The organism is Halomonas sp. NPDC076908, from assembly GCF_050269715.1.
Taxonomy (GTDB): Bacteria; Pseudomonadota; Gammaproteobacteria; order Pseudomonadales; family Halomonadaceae; genus Vreelandella.
Genome location: NZ_JBNNIW010000007.1, coordinates 116,866 through 136,279 on the forward strand (window position 1 = coordinate 116,866; position 19,414 = coordinate 136,279).

Genomic DNA, 19,414 nt, shown 5'->3' on the forward strand with positions numbered 1-19,414 from the left:
GCAAGAACAGCTCAATTAAAACAATGAAACCGGCCTAAGCCGGTTTCATTGTGTGCCTTGTAGCTATTCATTATTAGCGACGCAGCCAGTCGTTAGCTTGTCTAAAATATTAGCACGCTAATCCTGCTCACTGTCTAACAACAATGCATCATCGACCTCAGATATCTCCAGGGCCGTTTCGTCATCTAGATCAATGGCGAGATAGCTGTGTTCAACGCGCACAAATTCTTGAAACAGCGCCCAGTCCAGTTTGCCCGGCCACTGACGCTCGTCTTCTTCCCAAGCGCGCAGCTCAGTTTCGAGAATTTCCACGTAGCGGTCACGAATAAACGTTTCCAGCGCTTCTGGGGTATCCATCTCGGGAATCAGGTAAATGGTACTTTCATGTTCGACGTCGTCCAGGGTCAGGTCGTCGTCTCCCATGGTGGGTTCCAGCGCGTTGATCCAGTCCACAAAGGGCTGGGTCGGCCTGACGCTCAGTGCGGAGCGGTTAAGCAGTTTCATGGGATTCTCCTCGCCGTCGAAACGTTGACCATTATGGGCGCTATAACGCGCCCTTACCAACTATTCATCCGTTATCTTAGCGTGTTAGTCCACTTCAGGGCGCATCGCCGGGAACAGCAATACATCGCGAATCGAGGCGCTGTCAGTGAACAGCATCACCAGACGGTCGATACCGATGCCTTCGCCCGCGGTGGGCGGCATGCCGTACTCCAACGCACGCACGTAATCTGCATCGTAGTACATCGCTTCCAGGTCGCCGGCATCTTTTTCGGCTGACTGGGCACGGAAGCGCTCCGCCTGATCCTCGGCGTCATTGAGCTCCGAGAAGCCATTCGCAATTTCACGGCCACCGACAAAGAACTCAAAGCGGTCGGTAACGAAGGGGTTGGCATCGTTACGCCGCGCCAATGGACTGACTTCCGCCGGGTACTCGGTGATAAAGGTCGGCTGGTCGAGCTTGTGCTCGGCGACCTCTTCAAAGATCTCTGTCTGTACCTTACCCAGGCCCCAGCTCTCTTTGACCTTGATACCGAGTTTTTCAGCGGTTGCCCGCGCCGCTTCCAATGAATCCAAATCACTGTCGGCAATGCCATCGCCGTGATCAAGAATCGCCTGGCGCAGCGTTAAGCGAACGAACGGCTGTCCGAAATCGTAGCTTGCCCCTTGATAGTTGATAACTGCACTCCCCAGCACCTCTTCCGCGGCCGTGCGCAGCATCGCCTCGGTCATATCCAGCAGGTCACGGTAATCCGCATAGGCCCAGTAGAACTCCACCATGGTGAACTCTGGGTTGTGGCGGGTGGATAAACCTTCATTGCGGAAGTTGCGGTTAATCTCGAATACTTTTTCGAAGCCACCCACCACCAGCCGCTTGAGATAAAGCTCAGGCGCGATACGCAGGTACATATCGATATCCAGCGCATTGTGGTGGGTAATAAAGGGCCGTGCTGCGGCGCCACCGGGGATCGGCTGCAGCATTGGCGTTTCCACTTCCATAAAGCCGCGCGCTTCAAAGAAGCGACGCATGGAGCTGATCACCGCGGCACGGGTTTCAAATACCTTGCGCGATTGCGGATTCATGATCAGATCCACATAGCGCTGGCGATAGCGGGCTTCCATATCGGTCAGGCCGTGGAACTTATCCGGCAGCGGGCGCAGGCTTTTGGTTAACAGCTGCGCTTCCTTCATCATCACGTACAGGTCGCCCTTGCCGGATTTATGCACCGGGCCATGGGCGGCGACGATATCGCCGATATCCCAGCTTTTAACGTCTTCAAGTACCTCGGCAGGCAGGCCTTTTTTATCCACATAGAGCTGGATTTGACCGGCCACATCCTGAATAACAATAAACGGCCCGCGTTGACGCATCACGCGACCGGCGACCGAGGCGTGGTGATCCAGCGCTTCAAGGTCAGCCTTTTCCTTATCGCCGAAGCTGTTTTGCAGCTCAACGGTTAAGCTGTCACGGCGAAAGTCATTGGGAAATGCACTCTTACCTTGCGCTGCTGCGCTCTCGCGGCGAGCGCTAAGCTTGGCACGACGCTCGGCGATCAGGTGGTTTTCGTTCTCTGGAGAAGACGCGTCTTGGTTAGCCATGTGGCACCCTATTCGTGTTCAAACGCTAAAAGATTACAAACCTTGCTTTAAGCTAGCGACGATGAATTGATCAATATCCCCGTCAAGCACTTTGTCGCAGTTGCTGGACTGCACGCCGGTGCGCAAATCTTTGATGCGCTGGTCGTCAAGCACGTAAGAACGGATCTGGCTGCCCCAACCAATATCCGCCTTGGAGTCCTCAGCTTCTTGCTTGGCAGCATTGCGTTTTTGCATTTCGTGCTCCCACAGCCTTGCCTTTAGCTGCTTCATCGCGAAATCGCGGTTCGCATGCTGACTGCGCTGCCCTTGGCAGGCCACCACAATGCCGGTGGGCTCGTGGGTAATCCGCACCGCTGAATCGGTGGTGTTTACGTGCTGACCACCCGCGCCGCTTGAGCGATAGGTGTCGACGCGCAGATCAGAGGGATTAATCTCAACCTCAAAGCTGTCATCAATTTCAGGCGATAAAAACACCGACGCAAACGAGGTATGTCGACGACCACCGGAATCGAACGGGCTTTTACGCACCAGACGATGTACGCCGGTTTCAGTACGCAGCCAGCCAAAAGCGTAGTCACCCTGGATATGTACCGTGGCTGACTTAATACCGGCTACTTCGCCAGCGGAGATTTCAGTGATATCAGCTTTGAAGCCGTGGCTCTCAGCCCAACGCAGATACATGCGCAGTAAAATATTGGCCCAATCCTGCGCCTCAGTGCCGCCAGAACCGGATTGAATATCCAGGTAGGCATTATTGGGGTCCATATCACCGGAAAACATGCGTCGAAACTCAAGCTTCTCAAGTGCAGCCTGCATGCTATCCAGCTCTTTGCGCACTTCATCAACGGTGCCTTCGTCCTCTTCCATTTCCGCCAGCTCAAGCAGATCACGGCTATCGCCAAGACCCTGCTCAAGGTCATCAATGGTGGCTACAATGGCTTCGAGAGAGGCGCGCTCTTTACCTAATTTCTGCGCGTAGTCTGGATCGTTCCAGACATTGGGGTCTTCCAGTTCACGAGAGACTTCTTCTAGCCGATCTTTCTTCTCGGCATAGTCAAAGATACCCCCTAAGAACAGCTGTCCGCTCAGACAGGTCCTTGATCTGGTTATGAATCGGATTGGTTTCCAACATGGGCTCGCCCTAGCGTGGTCTAGATCGGATCGTACAGAAGTGTATCGATCAGAAAAGCGCATAGTGTAACGAAAGCCGACACGCCCCGCATCCAATGCCCAGGCAAAGGCAATAAAAAACCCGGCAGGTGCCGGGTTTCGGGAGGGTTTGGCCTGAGCTAGTCTTTAAAAACGATAGGTTAGCTGAGCGCCAAAGCCATGAGCTTCGTTTTTATAGTCGGCTGAGTATGAAGCACCGCCAAGCCCATTTAAGAGATCGTCACGAGGCCCTTGATCAACAAATGTTCCACGCTCGGTTAGATAGGAGTAAGCAACGTCGACTGTAAAGGCGTCGACAGGTGTCCAGCCAGCACCCAGTGAGAAGATACGCCGATCATCGGACGGAATACGCACACTGCGGTCTTCATCATTGGTAGGCGTAAAGTCCAGCGTTACCCCCGCACGAAGCGCTAAGGTGTTGGTTAACTGATACTCGCCGCCGGTAGCAAATGCCCAGGCGTTTGTATAATTTTGCTGCTCATTGGTGATTTCGTCGCCTTGACTACCGGTAACCAAAATTTGATCAAACTGGCTCCACCGCACCCAAGAGGCGCCAAACATTAGCTTCAGTCGGTCGCTCATCTGCTGAGTCACCGAGAAATTAACCGTTTCGGGAGTCGTCAACTCAAGGCTTGCTGTATCAGCACGAACCACATTACCCAACGGGTCGGTCGCACTGAAATTACCTTCTAAGGTGTAATCTACTTTCGAGCGGTAGGTTAGACCCAGAGTAGTCTCAGGTACCGGTCGATAGATCACGCCCAAGTTATAACCCCAAGCTTCATCATCACCGTCAACCCGCGAGTCGATGTCAAGATCGGGGTTAAAGGTGGCCTCAGATGGCAGCTGACGACGCAGTTCGCCCTCCACTTGGTTGTAGGTCACACCCGCCCCGACCGCCCACTGCTCATTAAAACGATAAGAGACCGTCGGCTGGGCACTGACGACCGTTACTTCGGTGTAATTGCCAAAATAACGGCCCTGGAAGTCATCTTCGTAATCCGTTTTGGAACCAAACGGCGCATAAACACCAAAACCAAACGCCAACTGATCAGTCACCGGGTGGGCATAGAAAGCAAAGGGAATCGCAGTGCCTGGCACCATATCGCCACTATTACCGCCGGGAATGCTACCAACAGGTATTTGGTTTCCATTTGGTGCACCGCCAAGCGCTACACCTGAATCAATGAAGCGGTTAGCTTCGACGTTAGAAATATCAGTGTTCACATTTAGATAAGTAGCACCCGCCGTAATCTGCGCACGGTCTAAGAACGACATACCGGCGGGGTTGCCGTAAACAATTGATGCATCATTAATATTAGAACTACGCCCGGCATGGCCGTAGCCCTGCCCACTCACGCTCTGCTCATTGATTTGATACCCGCCCGCGTGGGCTTGGCTGGCGAAGGCGGCTGTGATAGCAGCAGCCAGGGTGAGTTTATTAAATTTATTATTCATAGTGGGCCTCTCTTCCCGATGATCCAGTGGATAGCGTCGATCCACCCTCGTTATTTTTACATGACTGTTTTCTCGCAACTGAGCTTAAGGTTCAAGGGCAAACGTTCGTTTTATTTTATTCTTGGCTTATACATTAGTCGTACGGTCGTTTTAAATCAGTGTTTTAGTCATTTCAGCGGATTGAGCAAAGCGCTCTTGACCTATGGGTAACCCATAGGTTCTACACTTAAATAGTGACTATTTACCTAGCTGGGAGAACAGGCCATGAAAGTGAATGAGCTTGCCAAACGCGGGGGCGTGACTGCGGAGACCGTGCGCCATTACGCTCGAGAACAGCTTCTAGCCCCTGAGCGCCACCCAGATAACGGCTACCAACTGTTTTCAGACACCGATTTAGAGCGTCTGCGGTTTATTCAGCGGGCGCGCAAGTTAGGTTTTAGCGTGGACGAGATTCGCGACATCCTGGCCCACTCAGACCAGGGTGATTCCCCCTGCCCGATGGTACGTGACCTACTCGCCAGCCGTCTGCCTCAAATACGCTCACGGATTGCTGAACTGGAAGCATTGGCACAGCGTATGGAGCAGGCGTTGACCAGTTGGCAGCATATGCCCGATGGCACCCCTGACGGGCATAGCGTGTGCCGCTTGATTGAGAGCTTCCCCGAGAAGGCGCCTGCCAAGGACAAACCATGAGCGAACCGTTGACGGTTACCACTACGCGAACCATTCCCGGCATGAACTGCCAAGGCTGCGTCAAGCGTATGCGCGAAGCGATTCAAAGCATCGACCCTAACGCTGAAGTTATCGGCATACCTAGCGAAAAGCGGTTAGAGGTTTCGTCTTACCTACCCGATGCCGAGCTTGAACAACTGTTAAGTGATGCGGGCTACCCGTCGTCCGAAGATGCTCCCGTCGAAACGACGCAGCCGTCAGACGCCACAACGCCCCTTACCAGTGCCGAAATCGAACAGCAGCCTATAGATGCACCTCGCCACGGCGGCAGCAAGCAGCGCTTAGCGATTAACGGTATGACCTGTGCCAGCTGCGTCAAAAGCGTGCAGAAAGCGCTTGAACGGGTTGAGGGCGTGGATACCGCCAGCGTCAACTTCGCCACTCACTCCGCCCAGGTGTTTGGCAGCACTGACGCCCAGACCCTGATAGCGGCGGTGGAAGCCGCGGGCTATGGCGCAGCGCCGATTGTCGATATGCGCGAAGCCGAGCGCACACGGGCAGAACAGGATGCCAAGACCTATCAACACCGCCTGCGTGGCAGCATCGCCTCCCTGGCGCTGGCGATTCCCCTTATGCTGAGCATGTTTGTGTACCACCCCCACCCAGTAGGCATGGGCCGTCTTTACTGGTTGTGTATTGGTATTCTTACCCTCGGCATTTTGGTATTTCCCGGTCGGCACTTTTTTATTAATGCCTGGAAGAATCTAAAGCATCATCAAGCCAATATGGATACGTTGGTGGCGATGGGCACCGGTACTGCCTGGCTTTACTCCATGGCGGTCGTACTGTTCGCGCCATGGTTACCGGATGTCGCCCATGGCATCTATTTTGAAGCCTCTGCCATGGTGATCGGGCTGATCCTGCTCGGTAATGCCATGGAGCTACGCGCCCGCGGCCGTACCAGCAATGCCTTAAAGCGCTTACTTGATCTGCAAAGCCGCACCGCACGGGTTATTCGCGACGGTCACGAGCTAGAGATCGAGATTGATGCCGTGGTCGCTGGCGACCACGTTCGGGTACGCCCGGGTGAACGCCTGCCTGTGGACGGCCAAGTGACCGAAGGGCAAAGTCATATTGATGAGTCGATGCTGACTGGCGAGCCAGAACCGGTTGCCAAACGCGAGGGAGATGAGGTCAGCGCTGGCACAGTGAATGGCCGTGGTGGGCTGGTTTATCAGGCAACCCGAGTGGGCGCTGATACCCGCTTAGGGCAGATTACTGAACAGGTCGCGACCGCCCAGAACTCACGCCCGCCGATTGGAGAGCTTGCCGACCAAGTCTCCAGCGTGTTTGTACCTTCAGTCATGATTATCGCCGTACTCACCGCCTTAGTGTGGTTCAACCTGGGCCCTGCGCCCGAAGTGATTTATATGCTGGTAACGGCGACCACGGTACTCATTATTGCCTGCCCTTGTGCGCTAGGCCTTGCCACCCCGATCTCCACCATGATTGGCGTCGGTAAGGCAGCAGAGCATGGCGTGCTGGTGCGTAGCGGAGAAGCGTTGCAAACCGCCAGCAAGTTGACCACGCTGGTCGTCGACAAGACCGGCACGCTAACAGAAGGTAAGCCCCGCGTTACTGACGCGAAAATACTCATTGGTGAACAAACCCAAGTACTTGGCTGGGTCGTGGCATTAGAGCGCAGCTCGGAGCACCCTATTGCCAGCGCGCTGGCGAGCTATGCGCAAGATAACGGCGCTGCACCGTTAACGGTTGAGAATTTTGACAGTGTTACCGGCGGCGGGGTAACCGCCCAAACACCTGACGGTAAGGCGCTGCTACTAGGCAATGCGTATTTGTTAACCGAGGCAGGCGTAGATCTAACCAGTGGCGAAGCCCAGGCACGATCTCTACAAGAGCAAGCGCGCACCCTGGTATACCTGGCGGTAGATGGCAAGCTAGCCGCCCTGTTTGGCATCAGCGATCCACTTCGCCATGACGCTCGTGCTGCCATCCAGCGCCTGCAAAAAGATGGCTTAACCGTCGTCATGTTGACCGGTGACAATGAACATACGGCGGCCGCCATTGCCCGAGAAGTAGGCATCACTGAGTACCGGGCGGGGCTGCTACCCGAAGATAAGCACGCCGAGATTAAACGCCGCCAGCAAGCGGGAGAAATCGTCGGCATGGTCGGCGATGGTATCAACGACGCCCCGGCGCTGGCTCAGGCGAATGTCGGCTTTGCCATTGGTCAGGGTACCGATGTAGCGATTGAGAGCGCGGGCATTACGCTAATGCGCGGCTCACTGCATGGCGTCGCGGCAGCGATAGAGATCAGCCGCGCCACACTGCGCAACATCAAACAGAACCTGGTAGGCGCCTTTGGCTATAACGTGCTGTGTATTCCCATTGCTGCAGGTGTGCTCTACCCCATAACCGGTATGCTGCTGTCACCGATGATCGCCGCTGCCGCCATGTCACTCTCCTCTATCACCGTGGTGAGTAACGCCAATCGCTTGCGTCTATGGAAGTCACCCAGCCAGGAGGACAACGCATGAGCGTATTAATCAACGTGGCAGGCCTGGGATTAATCGTACTGATTGTGTGGTGGTTCTGGCTGAGCTAAACGCCTCTAGCTCACCCCAATATAGCGCCCTGGCTTATGGTTCAGGGCGATAATCAGGTTGAGCGTCAATGCTCCCAGCACTGAATAACCCACGCGATCCAGCGGTAGCTGGGTTAGCGCAATCAGCAGGATAACGCCATCAATGGCCAGTTGAACGTAGCCTGCGCGCAGGCCGTGTTTATCCTGCAGGTAAAGCGCCAGAATGTTGATGCCACCGAGGCTGGTGCGGTGGCGAAACAGCATCAGCATGCCAATACCCATCAGCGCGCCGCCCATTAAAGCGGCGTAAAGTGAAGGCAGATTGGCAAACTGCACCCAGCCCTGGGTCAGTTCCGAAAATAGCGAGACCAAGCCGATAGCGGCAACGGTACGCAGGGTAAAACTCCAGCCCATACGCTTCACCGCTAAGTAGTAAAACGGCAGATTAATGGCAAAAAACCAGACCCCGAACCCCCAACTGGTCACATAGTTTAGCAGCAGCGCCAAACCCGCCGTACTCCCGGTTAGTAGTACTGCATGGGTATAAAAAGTAACTCCCAGCGCCACAAAGAACGTCCCCAGTAGCATCGCCATCACATCTTCATAGGGGCGATGCTGATCCTTTGGTAAATCTTCCACACGCATGGGAGCGTCCTTACTCAAATTGTTGAGGTTATAAAGTGCTTTGTTCAGATAGCGCTCGCGTGCTCGACCATCAACTGCAGCGTCTCGCGGCCACGCCAACGGTTGCGGTTGAGCTTATAGGCGCAGTGCAGCGTATCGCCGATGCTAAACCCAGGCAGTTCCCCGGGCGTTAAGGCGCGAAACCAGATCGCTTTGCAGGTGACCGGCCCCGTGGAGAGCTCCAGCATCAGGTGTGAGCCTTCAGCACCTACCGGGCGCAGCGCTTCGACAATAAAGCGCCCTTCAAACAGTGGCGGGTCAAATTCACGGCCGTAGGGGCCAAGCGTTTCAATTTCTTGCAAGGTGGTTAGCGAAAGCTGCGCCGTCGAGAGCTCACCATCAGTCCATAGCCGCGGATAGAGCGTTCGTCCCTCTAACTGCTCGCCCACTGCCTGCAAGAAAGCCGTTTTAAAGGCATCAAGCTGATCCCGTGGCACGCCCACCCCTGCCGCGCCACTATGGCCGCCAAACCGCGGTAACGCCTGGGGAGCAAGCTCAAAGGTACGCTGCAGGGCATCCCTCAGGTGCAGCCCGTCAATCGAGCGGCCAGAGCCGGTTAGCATGCCCGGTGCCGACGCTTGGGTTAGCACCAGTGCCGGGCGCCCGTAGGCCTGCACCAACCGCGAGGCGACGATACCCTGTACGCCGGGGTGCCCGTCTTCAAGCAGCACCACCACGGCGAGCTCGTCGGCGTCCAGAGCTGCCGTGGCGAGAGTGCGCGCCTCGGCGGCCATATCGGCCTCAATGGCTTTGCGAGACTGATTATCCTGATCCAGCACGTCGAGCTGACGATTGGCGACCCCATCGTTTTCAGCCAGCATAAAGTGCAGCGCCGCGTAGGGATCGTCCAGCCGCGAGCGGGCGTTGATACGCGGCCCCATCTGAAACGCTAACGTCTCCGCGTTAAACGGCACGCTGTCGGCACCTAGCCGCGTGGCCATGGCACGCCAGCACGCCGCATCCATCCGATTGATCAGCTTTAACCCTTGATTGACCACCGCGCGGTTGGCGGGACTGCCGCCCAATGACACACAGTCAGCCACAGTGCCCAAAGCTACGTAAGAGAGCCAGGGCGAAAGCTTAGGCGTCGACTCCGGCAGCGCTCCCCACTCAATCAACACCCCGCGAGCGAGTGACATGAGTAGCCACGCCACCATGCAGCCGGCAATCGTTTTGTCGGGGTAGTCGCAGTCCGAGCGTGTAGGGTTTACGCAGGCAAAAGCCGAGCTTGGCGGGCCTTCCACCGGCAAAGCGTGGTGGTCACTGACCACCACATCAATACCTGCCGCTTTTAAGCGCGCGATACGCGGCTCATCAGAGCTGCCGCAGTCGGCGGTAATCACCAGGGTGGGAAACGGCTTAAGCGCAAGCGTACGCTCCACCAGCGGTAAGCTAATACCGTAGCCATCGTGAATACGGTGGCCAATCAGGCTGTGCAGCTTGCCTTCCGGCACTCCAAACAGCTCCACCAGCGTGCGCCGAATCACCACATGGGAGGTAATCCCGTCGACATCATAGTCGGTGAGGATACCAATCGCCTCGCCTTCTGCCACTGCTTGAGCGATACGTTCGGCGGCACGGCGACCGTCGGCAAGTTTATCTGGATGGGCCAGATAGCGCAGGCTGGGGGCGATTAACGGCAGCAGCTCACCGCTGTAGCCGGGCAAGCGTGAGGCCAGCAACCTGGCTTGAAGCTCGCTTAAACCTTCCGCTTGGGCACGGGCATAAAGCGCCTCGTCCAGGGGACGAGGCTCTAAACGCGGTCGGGTAGTGCTATAGGGCGAGTCTGTTACTGGGATCATCAGGGTCTCAACGGCGATTTTCCACGACGAACTGCTGCACGGCGGCAAGCTCGTTGGGAAGCACCGTGTAACGCTCTTCGCGCTCAATCAAGTCTTCCATATGCGGCGGCAGAGGCACGCCCAGGAAGCCCGCTTTTACTACCGCTTCAGCGAACTTGGCCGGGTGCGCGGTGGCCAGCGTTATCATCGGCGTTGACTGATCAGCACGAGCACGCTCGGCGGCACGATAGCCAGTGGCGGTATGCGGATCGAGCATTTCACCCGTGCGCTTATGCGCCTCGCGAATCACCTCAAGGATGGTTGCATCGTCCACGCTGTAGCTAGTGAACTTCTCGCGCAGTTTTGCTAACGGCGCATCGGCCAGGGCGGTAGGCTCATTCTGGAAGCGCTCAAGCAGCGCAGACACGGCTAAACCATCGCGGTCGTAAGCGTCAAATAGCAGGCGCTCAAAGTTTGACGACACCACGATATCCATAGAAGGTGCCAGCGTTGCCGCCAACTCTTTTTTGGAGAAATCATTAGCGGCCAGCGTGCGGTGCAGAATGTCGTTGGCGTTAGTGGCAATGATGAACTGCTTCACCGGCAGGCCCATCTTGTAGGCCATGTAGCCTGCAAACACATTGCCAAAGTTAGCCGACGGCACGCAGAAGCTCACCTCACGGTGCGGCGCACCCAAGGCAACGCCTGAGGCGATGTAGTAAACGATCTGCGCCATAATGCGCGCCCAGTTGATCGAGTTCACCGCCACCAAACGGGTGCCATTGAGGAACGTCTGGTCGGCAAAGCTGGCTTTGACCATGGCCTGGGCATCGTCGAAATTGCCTTCAATGGCGATATTAAAGACGTTATTGGCCAGTACCGAGGTCATTTGGCGCCGCTGAACTTCCGACACCCGGTTATGCGGGTGCAGGATAAAGATATCCAGGTTGTCGCAGTGGCGGCAGCCTTCAATGGCGGCTGAACCGGTATCGCCAGAGGTGGCCCCCATGATCACCGCGCGCTCGCCGCGCTTTTTCAGGAAGTGATCCAGTAGGCGGCCGAGCAACTGTAGCGCTATGTCTTTAAACGCTAACGTCGGGCCATGAAACTGCTCCAGCAGGAAGTGATTAGCATCAAGCTGCTTGAGCGGCACAACCGCATCGTGATTAAACGTCGCGTAGGCTTCAGTGACAATGCTATGGAAGGTAGCGTCGTCGATTTCACCGTTCACAAACGGCTTCATCACCCGAAAGGCAATTTCCGCGTAGGAGAGCCCGGCCATGGCGGCAAGCTCTTCATGGGAGAACGCCGGCAGGGTTTCGGGCACATATAGCCCACCGTCGCTGGCCATACCGGTGAGCACGACTTCTTCAAAAGAGAGCGCGGGCGCCTGCCCACGGGTGCTGATATAGCGCATTCTGGGTTACTCCCCTTCGTCCAGGCTTTCCACGCGAATACGCGTTAACGGCCCGGCGATATCGGCCATCGACTCAATCTCACGGATCGCTGCGTTCATCTGCTTCTCTTTGGTGCGGTGCGTCAGCAGGATAATGGGTACCAGCTCACCTTCGGTGGCCTCTTTCTGGATCAGCGCTTCAATAGAGATGCTCTGCTCGGCCAGAATCGTTGCTACCCGTGCCAGCACGCCGGGGCGATCTACCGCCAACAGACGCAGATAGTAAGCGGTGGTGATATCTTCCATGGGCATAATGGGCAACTGGCTGACATCTTCATCAATGCCGCTAAACGCCAGATAAGGCACCCGATAGTGGTGGTCGGTGGTGATGTCGCGGGCAACGTCAAGCAGGTCGGCCACCACAGCAGAAGCGGTCGGCTCTGCACCAGCACCAGCACCATAGTAAAGTGTTGGGCCAACCGCATCACCCATTATGGCAATGGCATTTTTAACACCGTGCACATTAGCTAGTAGGCGCTCTTTAGGAATCAGCGTGGGGTGAACCCGCAGCTCAAGCCCTTGATCGGTGCGCTTAGAGATACCCAAATGCTTAATCACATAGCCCAGGTTATCGGCCTGCTCAACGTCTTCGGCGGTAATACGCGAAATGCCTTCGGTGAAGGCTTTTTCAAACTGCAGCGGCACGCCGTAAGCAATCGAGGCCAAAATCGTTAGCTTGTGCGCGGCGTCGATACCTTCCACATCAAAAGTGGGATCGGATTCGGCGTAGCCCAACGCTTGGGCTTCTGCGAGCACGTCTTCAAAGGCACGGCCTTCGTCGCGCATATGGGTAAGAATATAGTTGCCGGTGCCGTTGATAATGCCCGCTACCCATTCGATACGGTTGGCACCCAAGCCTTCGCGCAACGACTTAATCACCGGAATACCACCCGCGACCGCGGCTTCAAACGCCACGATAACGCCCTTTTCGTGGGCAGCCTTGAAGATTTCGTTACCGTGCACGGCAATCAGCGCTTTATTGGCGGTGACGACATGCTTGCCGTTGGCGATGGCAGTCAATACGAGTTCGCGAGCGATATCGTAACCGCCAATCAGCTCCACCAGAACATCGACATTGGGGTTGGTGGCAACTTCAAACACATCAGAGGTGGCATTGATGCCGGTAATATCGCAGTCAGGATGAATACTGCGGTGAGCAACCTGCTCAATCACAATAGGACGGCCAGCACGACGCGCAATATCGTCAGCGTTGCGGGTCAATACGTTAAAGGTGCCGCCACCGACAGTGCCTAAACCACAAATACCTACTCTTACCGGTTTCAAAATACTTCCCCTTTCGTGTCGTGCACCTGGTGGTGCTGGTCTTAAATTTAGTCTTAAAAGCGGTTTTATAAGCTCTTAACCACACGCGTTAAGACAGTATCTCAGCGTTGTATGCCGTCTAATCGTTGCGGCACTACTCCTCGTCATCCAAGCCTAACATGGCGGTGAGCCGCTCGGGTGGTACAAATCCAGGGACCAACTGCCCATCGGGCAAAATAATCGCCGGTGTCCCCTGCACGCCCAGGGCTTTACCCAGCTCATATTGGCCAGCTACCGGATTGTCGCAGTCTGCCGCGCTGGCAATAGCCTCGCCTTCTTTGGCTTGAGTCATCGCTTCGCTGCGATTATCTGAGCACCACACCTGCTTCAGCGTGTTGGCGGCTTGGCTCCCCATGCCCGCACGAGGAAACGCCAGATAATGAACGGCGATACCGCGCTCATTTAGGTCGGGAATCGTTTCGTGTAAGCGGGCACAGTAAGGGCATGTGGGGTCGGTAAACACCACGATGGTCGCCTTGGGCTCACCAGCGCCGCGGTAAATGACTCGTTCACTTTCAGGCACCGCGGCCAAGGCATCAGCCCGCTCTTGGTTGTGCTCTTGCTCGGTTACATTGACCAATCCATCATCAGCATTTTCATACAGGTCACCAAGCAAGAAGTGGCTACCTTCGGCATTGGAGTAGAAAGATTCGCCGCTCTCCAGCCGAACGTGGTAAATGCCCTCCATTGGCGTCGCGGTGACCGCTTCCACGGGCATCGGTTGACCATTGACGCTGAGTGACCCAGCGAGGCGGTCTGCCACGGCATCGGCCTGGGCAGCAGCCGGCAACAGGCTGCCGGCAATCAGTAACGGAAATACTAAAAAACGGCGTTGACGCATCATCAATTCAACCTCGTGGGTGATGTTCTGCATGTAAACTTTCCAGGCGCGCTTGGGCCACATGGGTATAAATCTGGGTCGTCGATAGATCGCTATGGCCTAGCAGCAGTTGTACGACCCGTAAATTGGCCCCATGATTCAATAAATGTGTCGCAAACGCATGACGCAATGTGTGCGGCGACAGAGGACGGGTAATTCCCGCCGTAATGGCATGGACTTTAATACGGTGCCAAAACGTCTGCCGGGCCATGGCTTTATCGCCTCGACCAGGAAAAAGCGCCGGGCGGGTAGTGTCACTCATTAAAGTCAGCCGTGCAGTGTCCATGTAATGCGCGATCCAATCTGCCGCTTCCTCGCCCATGGGTACCAGACGATCTTTATCGCCCTTACCGCGCACCCTAACCACCCCTTGACGAAGATTAACCGCATCACTGGTTAGTCCCACTAACTCAGATACCCGCAGACCACAGGCGTAGAGCAGCTCTAGCATGGCCCGATCCCGCACCCCCAAAGGTGTATCCGTATCCGGCGCCATCAGCAGGCGCTCCACCTCATCCTCTTCCAAGGTATTGGGTAAGCCCGGTATCACACGGGGCAACTTGATGTCTGTCAGCGGGTCGCTGGCTACCTGGTTATTTAAGCGCCCCCAGCGGTAGAAGCTGCGTAGCGTCGACAGTAGCCGGGCATTACTGCGCAGCTGATAACCCTGTTCACGGCGGCTGGTCAGCCACTCGTTTAGACGCTCTGGGGGCGGTGCTAATAGCGCCTCACCGTGAGTTTCCAAGTGAGCCTGCCACGCGGTTAGATCACGCCGGTAGGCCGCTAAGGTATGGTCGCTGGCGCCCTGTTCGAGCCAAAGGGCGTCTAAAAAAGCATCAATAACGCTCATACGTCAGCAGTCTCAGCATTCGCTTATAAAAAACCCCGTCCCGCAAAGCGGTGACGGGGTCTTGGTACCTAGGCGCGACGCGGCTGCAAGAGCAGCGCACGCCCGAGGAGCAGCGGCGTTTAAGCCAACTTTTCCTTGATACGTGCAGAACGACCGCTGCGCTCGCGCAGGTAGTACAGTTTAGCTTGACGCACATCACCGCGACGCTTGACTTCGATAGAGTCAACCAGCGGGCTGTAAGTCTGGAAGGTACGCTCAACGCCAACACCGTGAGAAATTTTACGCACGGTGAATGCGGAGTTCAGGCCACGGTTACGCTTACCGATAACCACACCTTCAAACGCCTGTAGACGCTCGCGGGTGCCTTCCTTAACTTTAACCTGCACAACAATGGTATCACCTGGCGAAAACACAGGGATTTCCTTGCCCATTTGCTCAGATTCGATCGCCTGGATCACTTTACTTTTGTTGCTCATTTTCATGCTCCTAAATAACGTGATGGCTTGACCGCTCAATCATGGGAGGCGGAAGCCGTGATCCCGGCGCTCGCATCGAGCCACGCGGGAATCGTTATGGGTGACACAGGTACGTAGGCTGCTTTCTATAGGTAAGCTACCTGTTTTATCTGTCCTGCACCGCCGCTCTGGTCTATATAGTTGAAAAACAAGCTAGTTGAAAAACTAGTTGAAAAACAAGCTACTTAGTGGACAGAACGTATTCCTCGATAAACTCGTTTAACAGCTTGCGCTGTTCGACATCTAATGTTCGCCCTTCCAATAAGTCAGGACGACGCTGCCATGTGCGGCCCAATGATTGCTTTAGCCGCCAGCGCTTAATGGCTGCATGATTACCACTTAGCAGCACATCTGGCACCTGACGCCCGTCGATAATTTCTGGACGGGTATAGTGCGGGCAATCTAACAGACCGTCATTAAACGAGTCTTCGACAGCGGAATCTTGATGACCCAGTACGCCGGGAATCAGCCTTGCCGCTGCATCAATCAGCACCATCGCTGGCAGTTCACCGCCGCTCAGCACATAGTCACCAATCGACCACTCTTCGTCGATGTCACTTTCCACCACGCGCTCATCAATGCCTTCATAGCGCCCTGCCACAACCACTAAAGGTCCGGCGGAAGCCAGTGCTTGAACGCCCTGCTGATCTAACTTGCGCCCTTGGGGCGAGAGATAGATCACCGTCGGCACCAGGCCGGTGGCTTGTTGCGCCCGCTCGCGGGCGGCAAAGATCGCTGCGCGTAGGGTGTCGACTTTCATCAACATGCCTGGACCACCGCCATAGGGGCGATCATCTACGCTGCGGTGACGATCAGTGGCGTAATCACGCGGATTCCAAAACTCTAGTGCGATGCGCTGCTTCTCTACCGCTCTGCCGACCACGCCTTGCTGCGTTAGCGCGTCGAACATCTCGGGAAACAGTGACACCACGCCAATCCACATAGCAGGCGACGCTATTTCGCTTTCACCAAGCTCGTTTTCACAAAGCTCGTTTTCACAAAGCTCGTTTTCACAAAGCCCTGGCTCTATTGAGTCAGCAGAAACATCATTACTCAAACTGTTCATAAGTTTGGTCAAAAGTCAGCATCCCAATTGACGACCATGCGGCCCTCTTGAGTACTGATTTCGACAATGACATCATCGGGCAAAAACGGTAACAGCCGCTCGCGCTTGTCGATTGCATCAGAATCGCCGCGAACTACCATGACATCGTTGGCACCGGTTTCGAACAGATAGCTTACCCGTCCTAACCGCTCGCCAGCCTGAGTGAAGACCACCATGCCTTCAAGCTCATGCCAATAATACTCGTCGTCAGAAAGCTCAGGCAGTGCCTGTTTGGGCATCAGGATGTCCGTTTGGGCTAATGCTTCAGCCGCGCTACGGTCATCGACCCCTTGCAGTTGCACTACAAGTCCTTTGCCCTGCCGACGCCCCTGAACAATGTTTATGCGCGTAAGCGTTTCCCCTTGGCGCACCCACCATTCCGGGTACTCTAGAATGCTGTCTATCGGGCTAGTGTAGGAGTAAACCTTGAGCCAACCTTTCACCCCATAAGGGCTAGTCAGCTTGCCTAGCACCACATGGGTGTCGTCAGTTTGGCTTATTTCAAAACGCGACATTGACGACCTCAGCTAGCCACAGCACTCAATTTATTCCACATAAAGGTCCCACACAGCAGGCTTAGGCCTGTTTGCGTGCTTCTTTAAGCAGCTCAGCAACACGACCAGAAACCTGGGCGCCTTGGCTCTGCCAATGAACAACGCGGTCTAAATCAACGCGTAGACGCTCTTCTTGACCACGGGCAACCGGGTTGAAGAAGCCAACACGCTCGATGAAACGACCATCACGTGCATTACGCGAATCAGTAACAGTCAGGTGGTAAAAGGGACGCTTCTTGGCGCCACCACGGGCCAAACGAATGGTAACCATACGATAACTATCCTTCGGTTGAGGTTACGAGAGTGTGGTCATAGCGCTAACCGCTACCGAAACACTCTTCGTGCTGTTTTCTTGACACCTAGGCTTGCACAGGGCTCGCTTCGTGCCATTAAGGCCTTCACTGAGTGGCGTTACCGTTACGTTTTGGCGTATTTCAGGCAACACCCACGCATGAAGAGGCCGCATTCTACGCAAATGCGCTCGGCTTGGAAAGCCTGACAGCCAGAAAACTCACAGGCAGTCAACCTCACCAAGCCCATCCGCGCTTTAAGATTGCTGTTTTAGCGCCGGGGTAAGCCGCCTGGACCACCCATACCGCCCATGCCTCCCATACCGCCTGGGCCACCCATTCCGCCGGGACCTCCTGGGCCGCCTGGGCCTCCGCCGCCCATCATTCCCGACATACCACGCATCATTTTCTGCATGCCGCCCTTTTGGCCCGCTTTCTTCATCATCTTCTGCATCTGCTTGTGCTGCTTAAGCAGGCGATTCAGATCTGGCACCTGCAGGCCTGCGCCAGCGGCAATGCGGCGTTTGCGCGAACCGTTGATAATATCAGGCTTGCGGCGCTCTTTAGGCGTCATTGAATTAATCAACGCTTCGAGTTTGCCAAGCTCCTTCTCAGGGCCGGGGCCTTGGGCCATTTCAGCCATCTGCCCCATGCCAGGCAGCTTGCCTAACAGACCGCCCATGCCACCCATTTTTTTGAGCTGCTGTAGCTGGTCACGGAAATCTTCCAGATCAAACCCATCGCCTTTTTTGACCTTCTTGGCCAGCTGTTCGGCTTTGGATTTATCGACGGTGCGTTCGGCTTCCTCAATCAGCGACAGCATGTCGCCCATACCCAGGATTCGTGAAGCGACCCGGTCGGGGTGGAACGGCTCTAGAGCATCGACTTTCTCACCGACACCCATGAACTTGATAGGCTTGCCGGTGATATAACGCACCGATAAGGCCGCACCACCGCGGGCATCACCATCCGCCTTGGTCAAGATAACACCGGTCAGCGGCAGCGCTTCACTGAACGCTTTAGCCGTATTCGCGGCATCTTGGCCGGTCATGGCATCGACGACAAACAGCGTTTCCTGGGGCGAGACTGCTTTATGCAGCGCCTGGATTTCCGCCATCATCGCTTCATCAATGGCTAAGCGACCGGCGGTATCGATCAATACCACATCGTGGAACTGGATCTTGGCGTGCTTAATCGCCGCTTCAGCAATCGCTACCGGCTGTTGATCAGAGCGCGAGGGGAAGAAATCCACCTCGACTTCTTTAGCCAGGGTTTCTAGCTGATCAATGGCCGCCGGCCGATAGACGTCGGCAGACACCACCAGCACTTTCTTTTTCTCGCGCTCACGCAGATAGCGGGCAAGTTTGGCAACAGAGGTGGTTTTACCCGCGCCCTGTAGACCAGCCATCAATACAACGGCAGGCGAGCCTTTAAGCACAAAGCCGTCGTTGGCTTCGCCCATGATCGCTTCCAGCTCTTGCTGGACAATTTTGACGAACTGCTGGCCTGGCGAAAGGCTTTTGGATACTTCCTGGCCAACCGCACGCTCGCGCACGCGCTCAATAAATTCCTTGATGACCGGCAGTGCCACATCGGCCTCAAGCAGTGCGCGACGCACTTCGCGCAGGGTATCTTTAATATTGTCGTCGGTCAGGCGAGCCTGGCCCTTAATCGACTTTAGCGTCTGGGAAAGACGCTCACTTAGATTCTGGAACATGGGGCCTCTCTGCCTCCGTCACTGCCGATGGCGCGCACGCCCTGGACTAAATAGTGGAAAGATTATACGCGCTCATGCTGTGAGTCTCCATGGGGGAGTGCCGGTGACCCTGCGGGGCTGGCACTTTTACCCGTTGAAAGCTTCTCCCTATTTTCGTGCGGCTGCCCCGCTGGGCGACGCCGCTTGGATTCGTTATAGTAGTTGGATTGATTTTCGTCGTAATCACGCTTAATTCGTTTATTTATTAACAGCAA

General features: G+C 55.6%; 17 protein-coding genes. 2 read left to right on the forward strand and 15 right to left on the reverse strand.

Features of this window, described 5'->3' with window-relative positions:
- Nucleotides 1–117 precede the first annotated feature (117 nt).
- From ACQKE4_RS06155 to ACQKE4_RS06170, 4 genes are all read right to left on the reverse strand, one after another.
- Complete coding sequence (locus ACQKE4_RS06155; protein WP_427387389.1) at nucleotides 118–504, reverse strand: hypothetical protein; 387 nt, start codon at nucleotides 502–504, stop codon at nucleotides 118–120.
- Between the two features lie 84 nt (nucleotides 505–588).
- Entirely contained in the window at nucleotides 589–2,100 is a 1,512-nt protein-coding gene (lysS, locus tag ACQKE4_RS06160) for a lysine--tRNA ligase (protein ID WP_427387390.1), read from the reverse strand.
- Between the two features lie 33 nt (nucleotides 2,101–2,133).
- A protein-coding gene (gene prfB, locus ACQKE4_RS06165; protein WP_427387391.1) for a peptide chain release factor 2 occupies nucleotides 2,134–3,232 on the reverse strand; the annotation gives its coding sequence in 2 pieces (ribosomal slippage) (nucleotides 2,134–3,156 and nucleotides 3,158–3,232; 1,098 coding nt in all).
- A 164-nt stretch (nucleotides 3,233–3,396) separates the two neighbouring features.
- The gene (locus tag ACQKE4_RS06170; RefSeq protein ID WP_427387392.1) at nucleotides 3,397–4,728 is read right to left on the reverse strand and encodes an OmpP1/FadL family transporter; all 1,332 of its coding nucleotides are present in this window, start codon (nucleotides 4,726–4,728) and stop codon (nucleotides 3,397–3,399) included.
- 264 nt (nucleotides 4,729–4,992) lie between these two features.
- Here ACQKE4_RS06170 and ACQKE4_RS06175 point away from each other — a divergent pair, with 264 nt between their 5' ends.
- Together ACQKE4_RS06175 and ACQKE4_RS06180 are read left to right on the forward strand one after the other, a co-directional pair.
- Nucleotides 4,993–5,421 carry a MerR family transcriptional regulator gene (locus tag ACQKE4_RS06175; protein WP_427387393.1) on the forward strand — a complete coding sequence of 143 codons (429 nt, stop codon included), beginning with the start codon at nucleotides 4,993–4,995 and terminating at the stop codon, nucleotides 5,419–5,421.
- Nucleotides 5,418–7,958 carry a heavy metal translocating P-type ATPase gene (locus ACQKE4_RS06180; protein ID WP_427387394.1) on the forward strand — a complete coding sequence of 847 codons (2,541 nt, stop codon included), beginning with the start codon at nucleotides 5,418–5,420 and terminating at the stop codon, nucleotides 7,956–7,958. Before ACQKE4_RS06175 ends, ACQKE4_RS06180 begins: the two co-directional genes overlap by 4 nt.
- Nucleotides 7,959–8,032: 74 nt before the next feature.
- On the opposite strand, the gene ACQKE4_RS06185 is transcribed toward ACQKE4_RS06180, so the two are convergent.
- The 11 genes from ACQKE4_RS06185 to ffh all read right to left on the reverse strand — a co-directional run bounded on the left by ACQKE4_RS06185 (nucleotide 8,033) and on the right by ffh (nucleotide 19,160).
- Nucleotides 8,033–8,650 carry a YitT family protein gene (locus ACQKE4_RS06185; RefSeq protein WP_427387395.1) on the reverse strand — a complete coding sequence of 206 codons (618 nt, stop codon included), beginning with the start codon at nucleotides 8,648–8,650 and terminating at the stop codon, nucleotides 8,033–8,035.
- Nucleotides 8,651–8,694: 44 nt separating this feature from the next.
- Nucleotides 8,695–10,491: a single-stranded-DNA-specific exonuclease RecJ gene (locus ACQKE4_RS06190; protein WP_427387396.1), complete on the reverse strand. Its 1,797-nt coding sequence runs from the start codon at nucleotides 10,489–10,491 to the stop codon at nucleotides 8,695–8,697.
- A 7-nt stretch (nucleotides 10,492–10,498) separates the two neighbouring features.
- Nucleotides 10,499–11,887, reverse strand: coding sequence for a threonine synthase (gene thrC, locus ACQKE4_RS06195; RefSeq protein WP_427387397.1), 1,389 nt, complete (start codon nucleotides 11,885–11,887; stop codon nucleotides 10,499–10,501).
- Nucleotides 11,888–11,893: 6 nt separating this feature from the next.
- Complete coding sequence (locus ACQKE4_RS06200) at nucleotides 11,894–13,210, reverse strand: homoserine dehydrogenase (protein ID WP_427387398.1); 1,317 nt, start codon at nucleotides 13,208–13,210, stop codon at nucleotides 11,894–11,896.
- 133 nt (nucleotides 13,211–13,343) lie between these two features.
- Nucleotides 13,344–14,123 carry a DsbC family protein gene (locus tag ACQKE4_RS06205; RefSeq protein WP_427387399.1) on the reverse strand — a complete coding sequence of 260 codons (780 nt, stop codon included), beginning with the start codon at nucleotides 14,121–14,123 and terminating at the stop codon, nucleotides 13,344–13,346.
- Nucleotides 14,098–14,979, reverse strand: coding sequence for a site-specific tyrosine recombinase XerD (gene xerD, locus ACQKE4_RS06210; protein WP_427387400.1), 882 nt, complete (start codon nucleotides 14,977–14,979; stop codon nucleotides 14,098–14,100). Before xerD ends, ACQKE4_RS06205 begins: the two co-directional genes overlap by 26 nt.
- Nucleotides 14,980–15,098: 119 nt before the next feature.
- Nucleotides 15,099–15,455 carry a 50S ribosomal protein L19 gene (gene rplS, locus ACQKE4_RS06215; protein WP_427387401.1) on the reverse strand — a complete coding sequence of 119 codons (357 nt, stop codon included), beginning with the start codon at nucleotides 15,453–15,455 and terminating at the stop codon, nucleotides 15,099–15,101.
- 220 nt (nucleotides 15,456–15,675) lie between these two features.
- Complete coding sequence (trmD, locus tag ACQKE4_RS06220; RefSeq protein WP_427387414.1) at nucleotides 15,676–16,437, reverse strand: tRNA (guanosine(37)-N1)-methyltransferase TrmD; 762 nt, start codon at nucleotides 16,435–16,437, stop codon at nucleotides 15,676–15,678.
- A 131-nt stretch (nucleotides 16,438–16,568) separates the two neighbouring features.
- Nucleotides 16,569–17,114: a ribosome maturation factor RimM gene (rimM, locus tag ACQKE4_RS06225; RefSeq protein WP_427387402.1), complete on the reverse strand. Its 546-nt coding sequence runs from the start codon at nucleotides 17,112–17,114 to the stop codon at nucleotides 16,569–16,571.
- Nucleotides 17,115–17,175: 61 nt separating this feature from the next.
- A complete protein-coding gene (gene rpsP, locus ACQKE4_RS06230; protein WP_290829182.1) occupies nucleotides 17,176–17,424 on the reverse strand; it encodes a 30S ribosomal protein S16 in 249 nt (82 codons plus the stop codon).
- A 290-nt stretch (nucleotides 17,425–17,714) separates the two neighbouring features.
- Nucleotides 17,715–19,160: a signal recognition particle protein gene (gene ffh / locus ACQKE4_RS06235; RefSeq protein ID WP_427387403.1), complete on the reverse strand. Its 1,446-nt coding sequence runs from the start codon at nucleotides 19,158–19,160 to the stop codon at nucleotides 17,715–17,717.
- Between the last annotated feature and the right edge of the window lie 254 nt (nucleotides 19,161–19,414).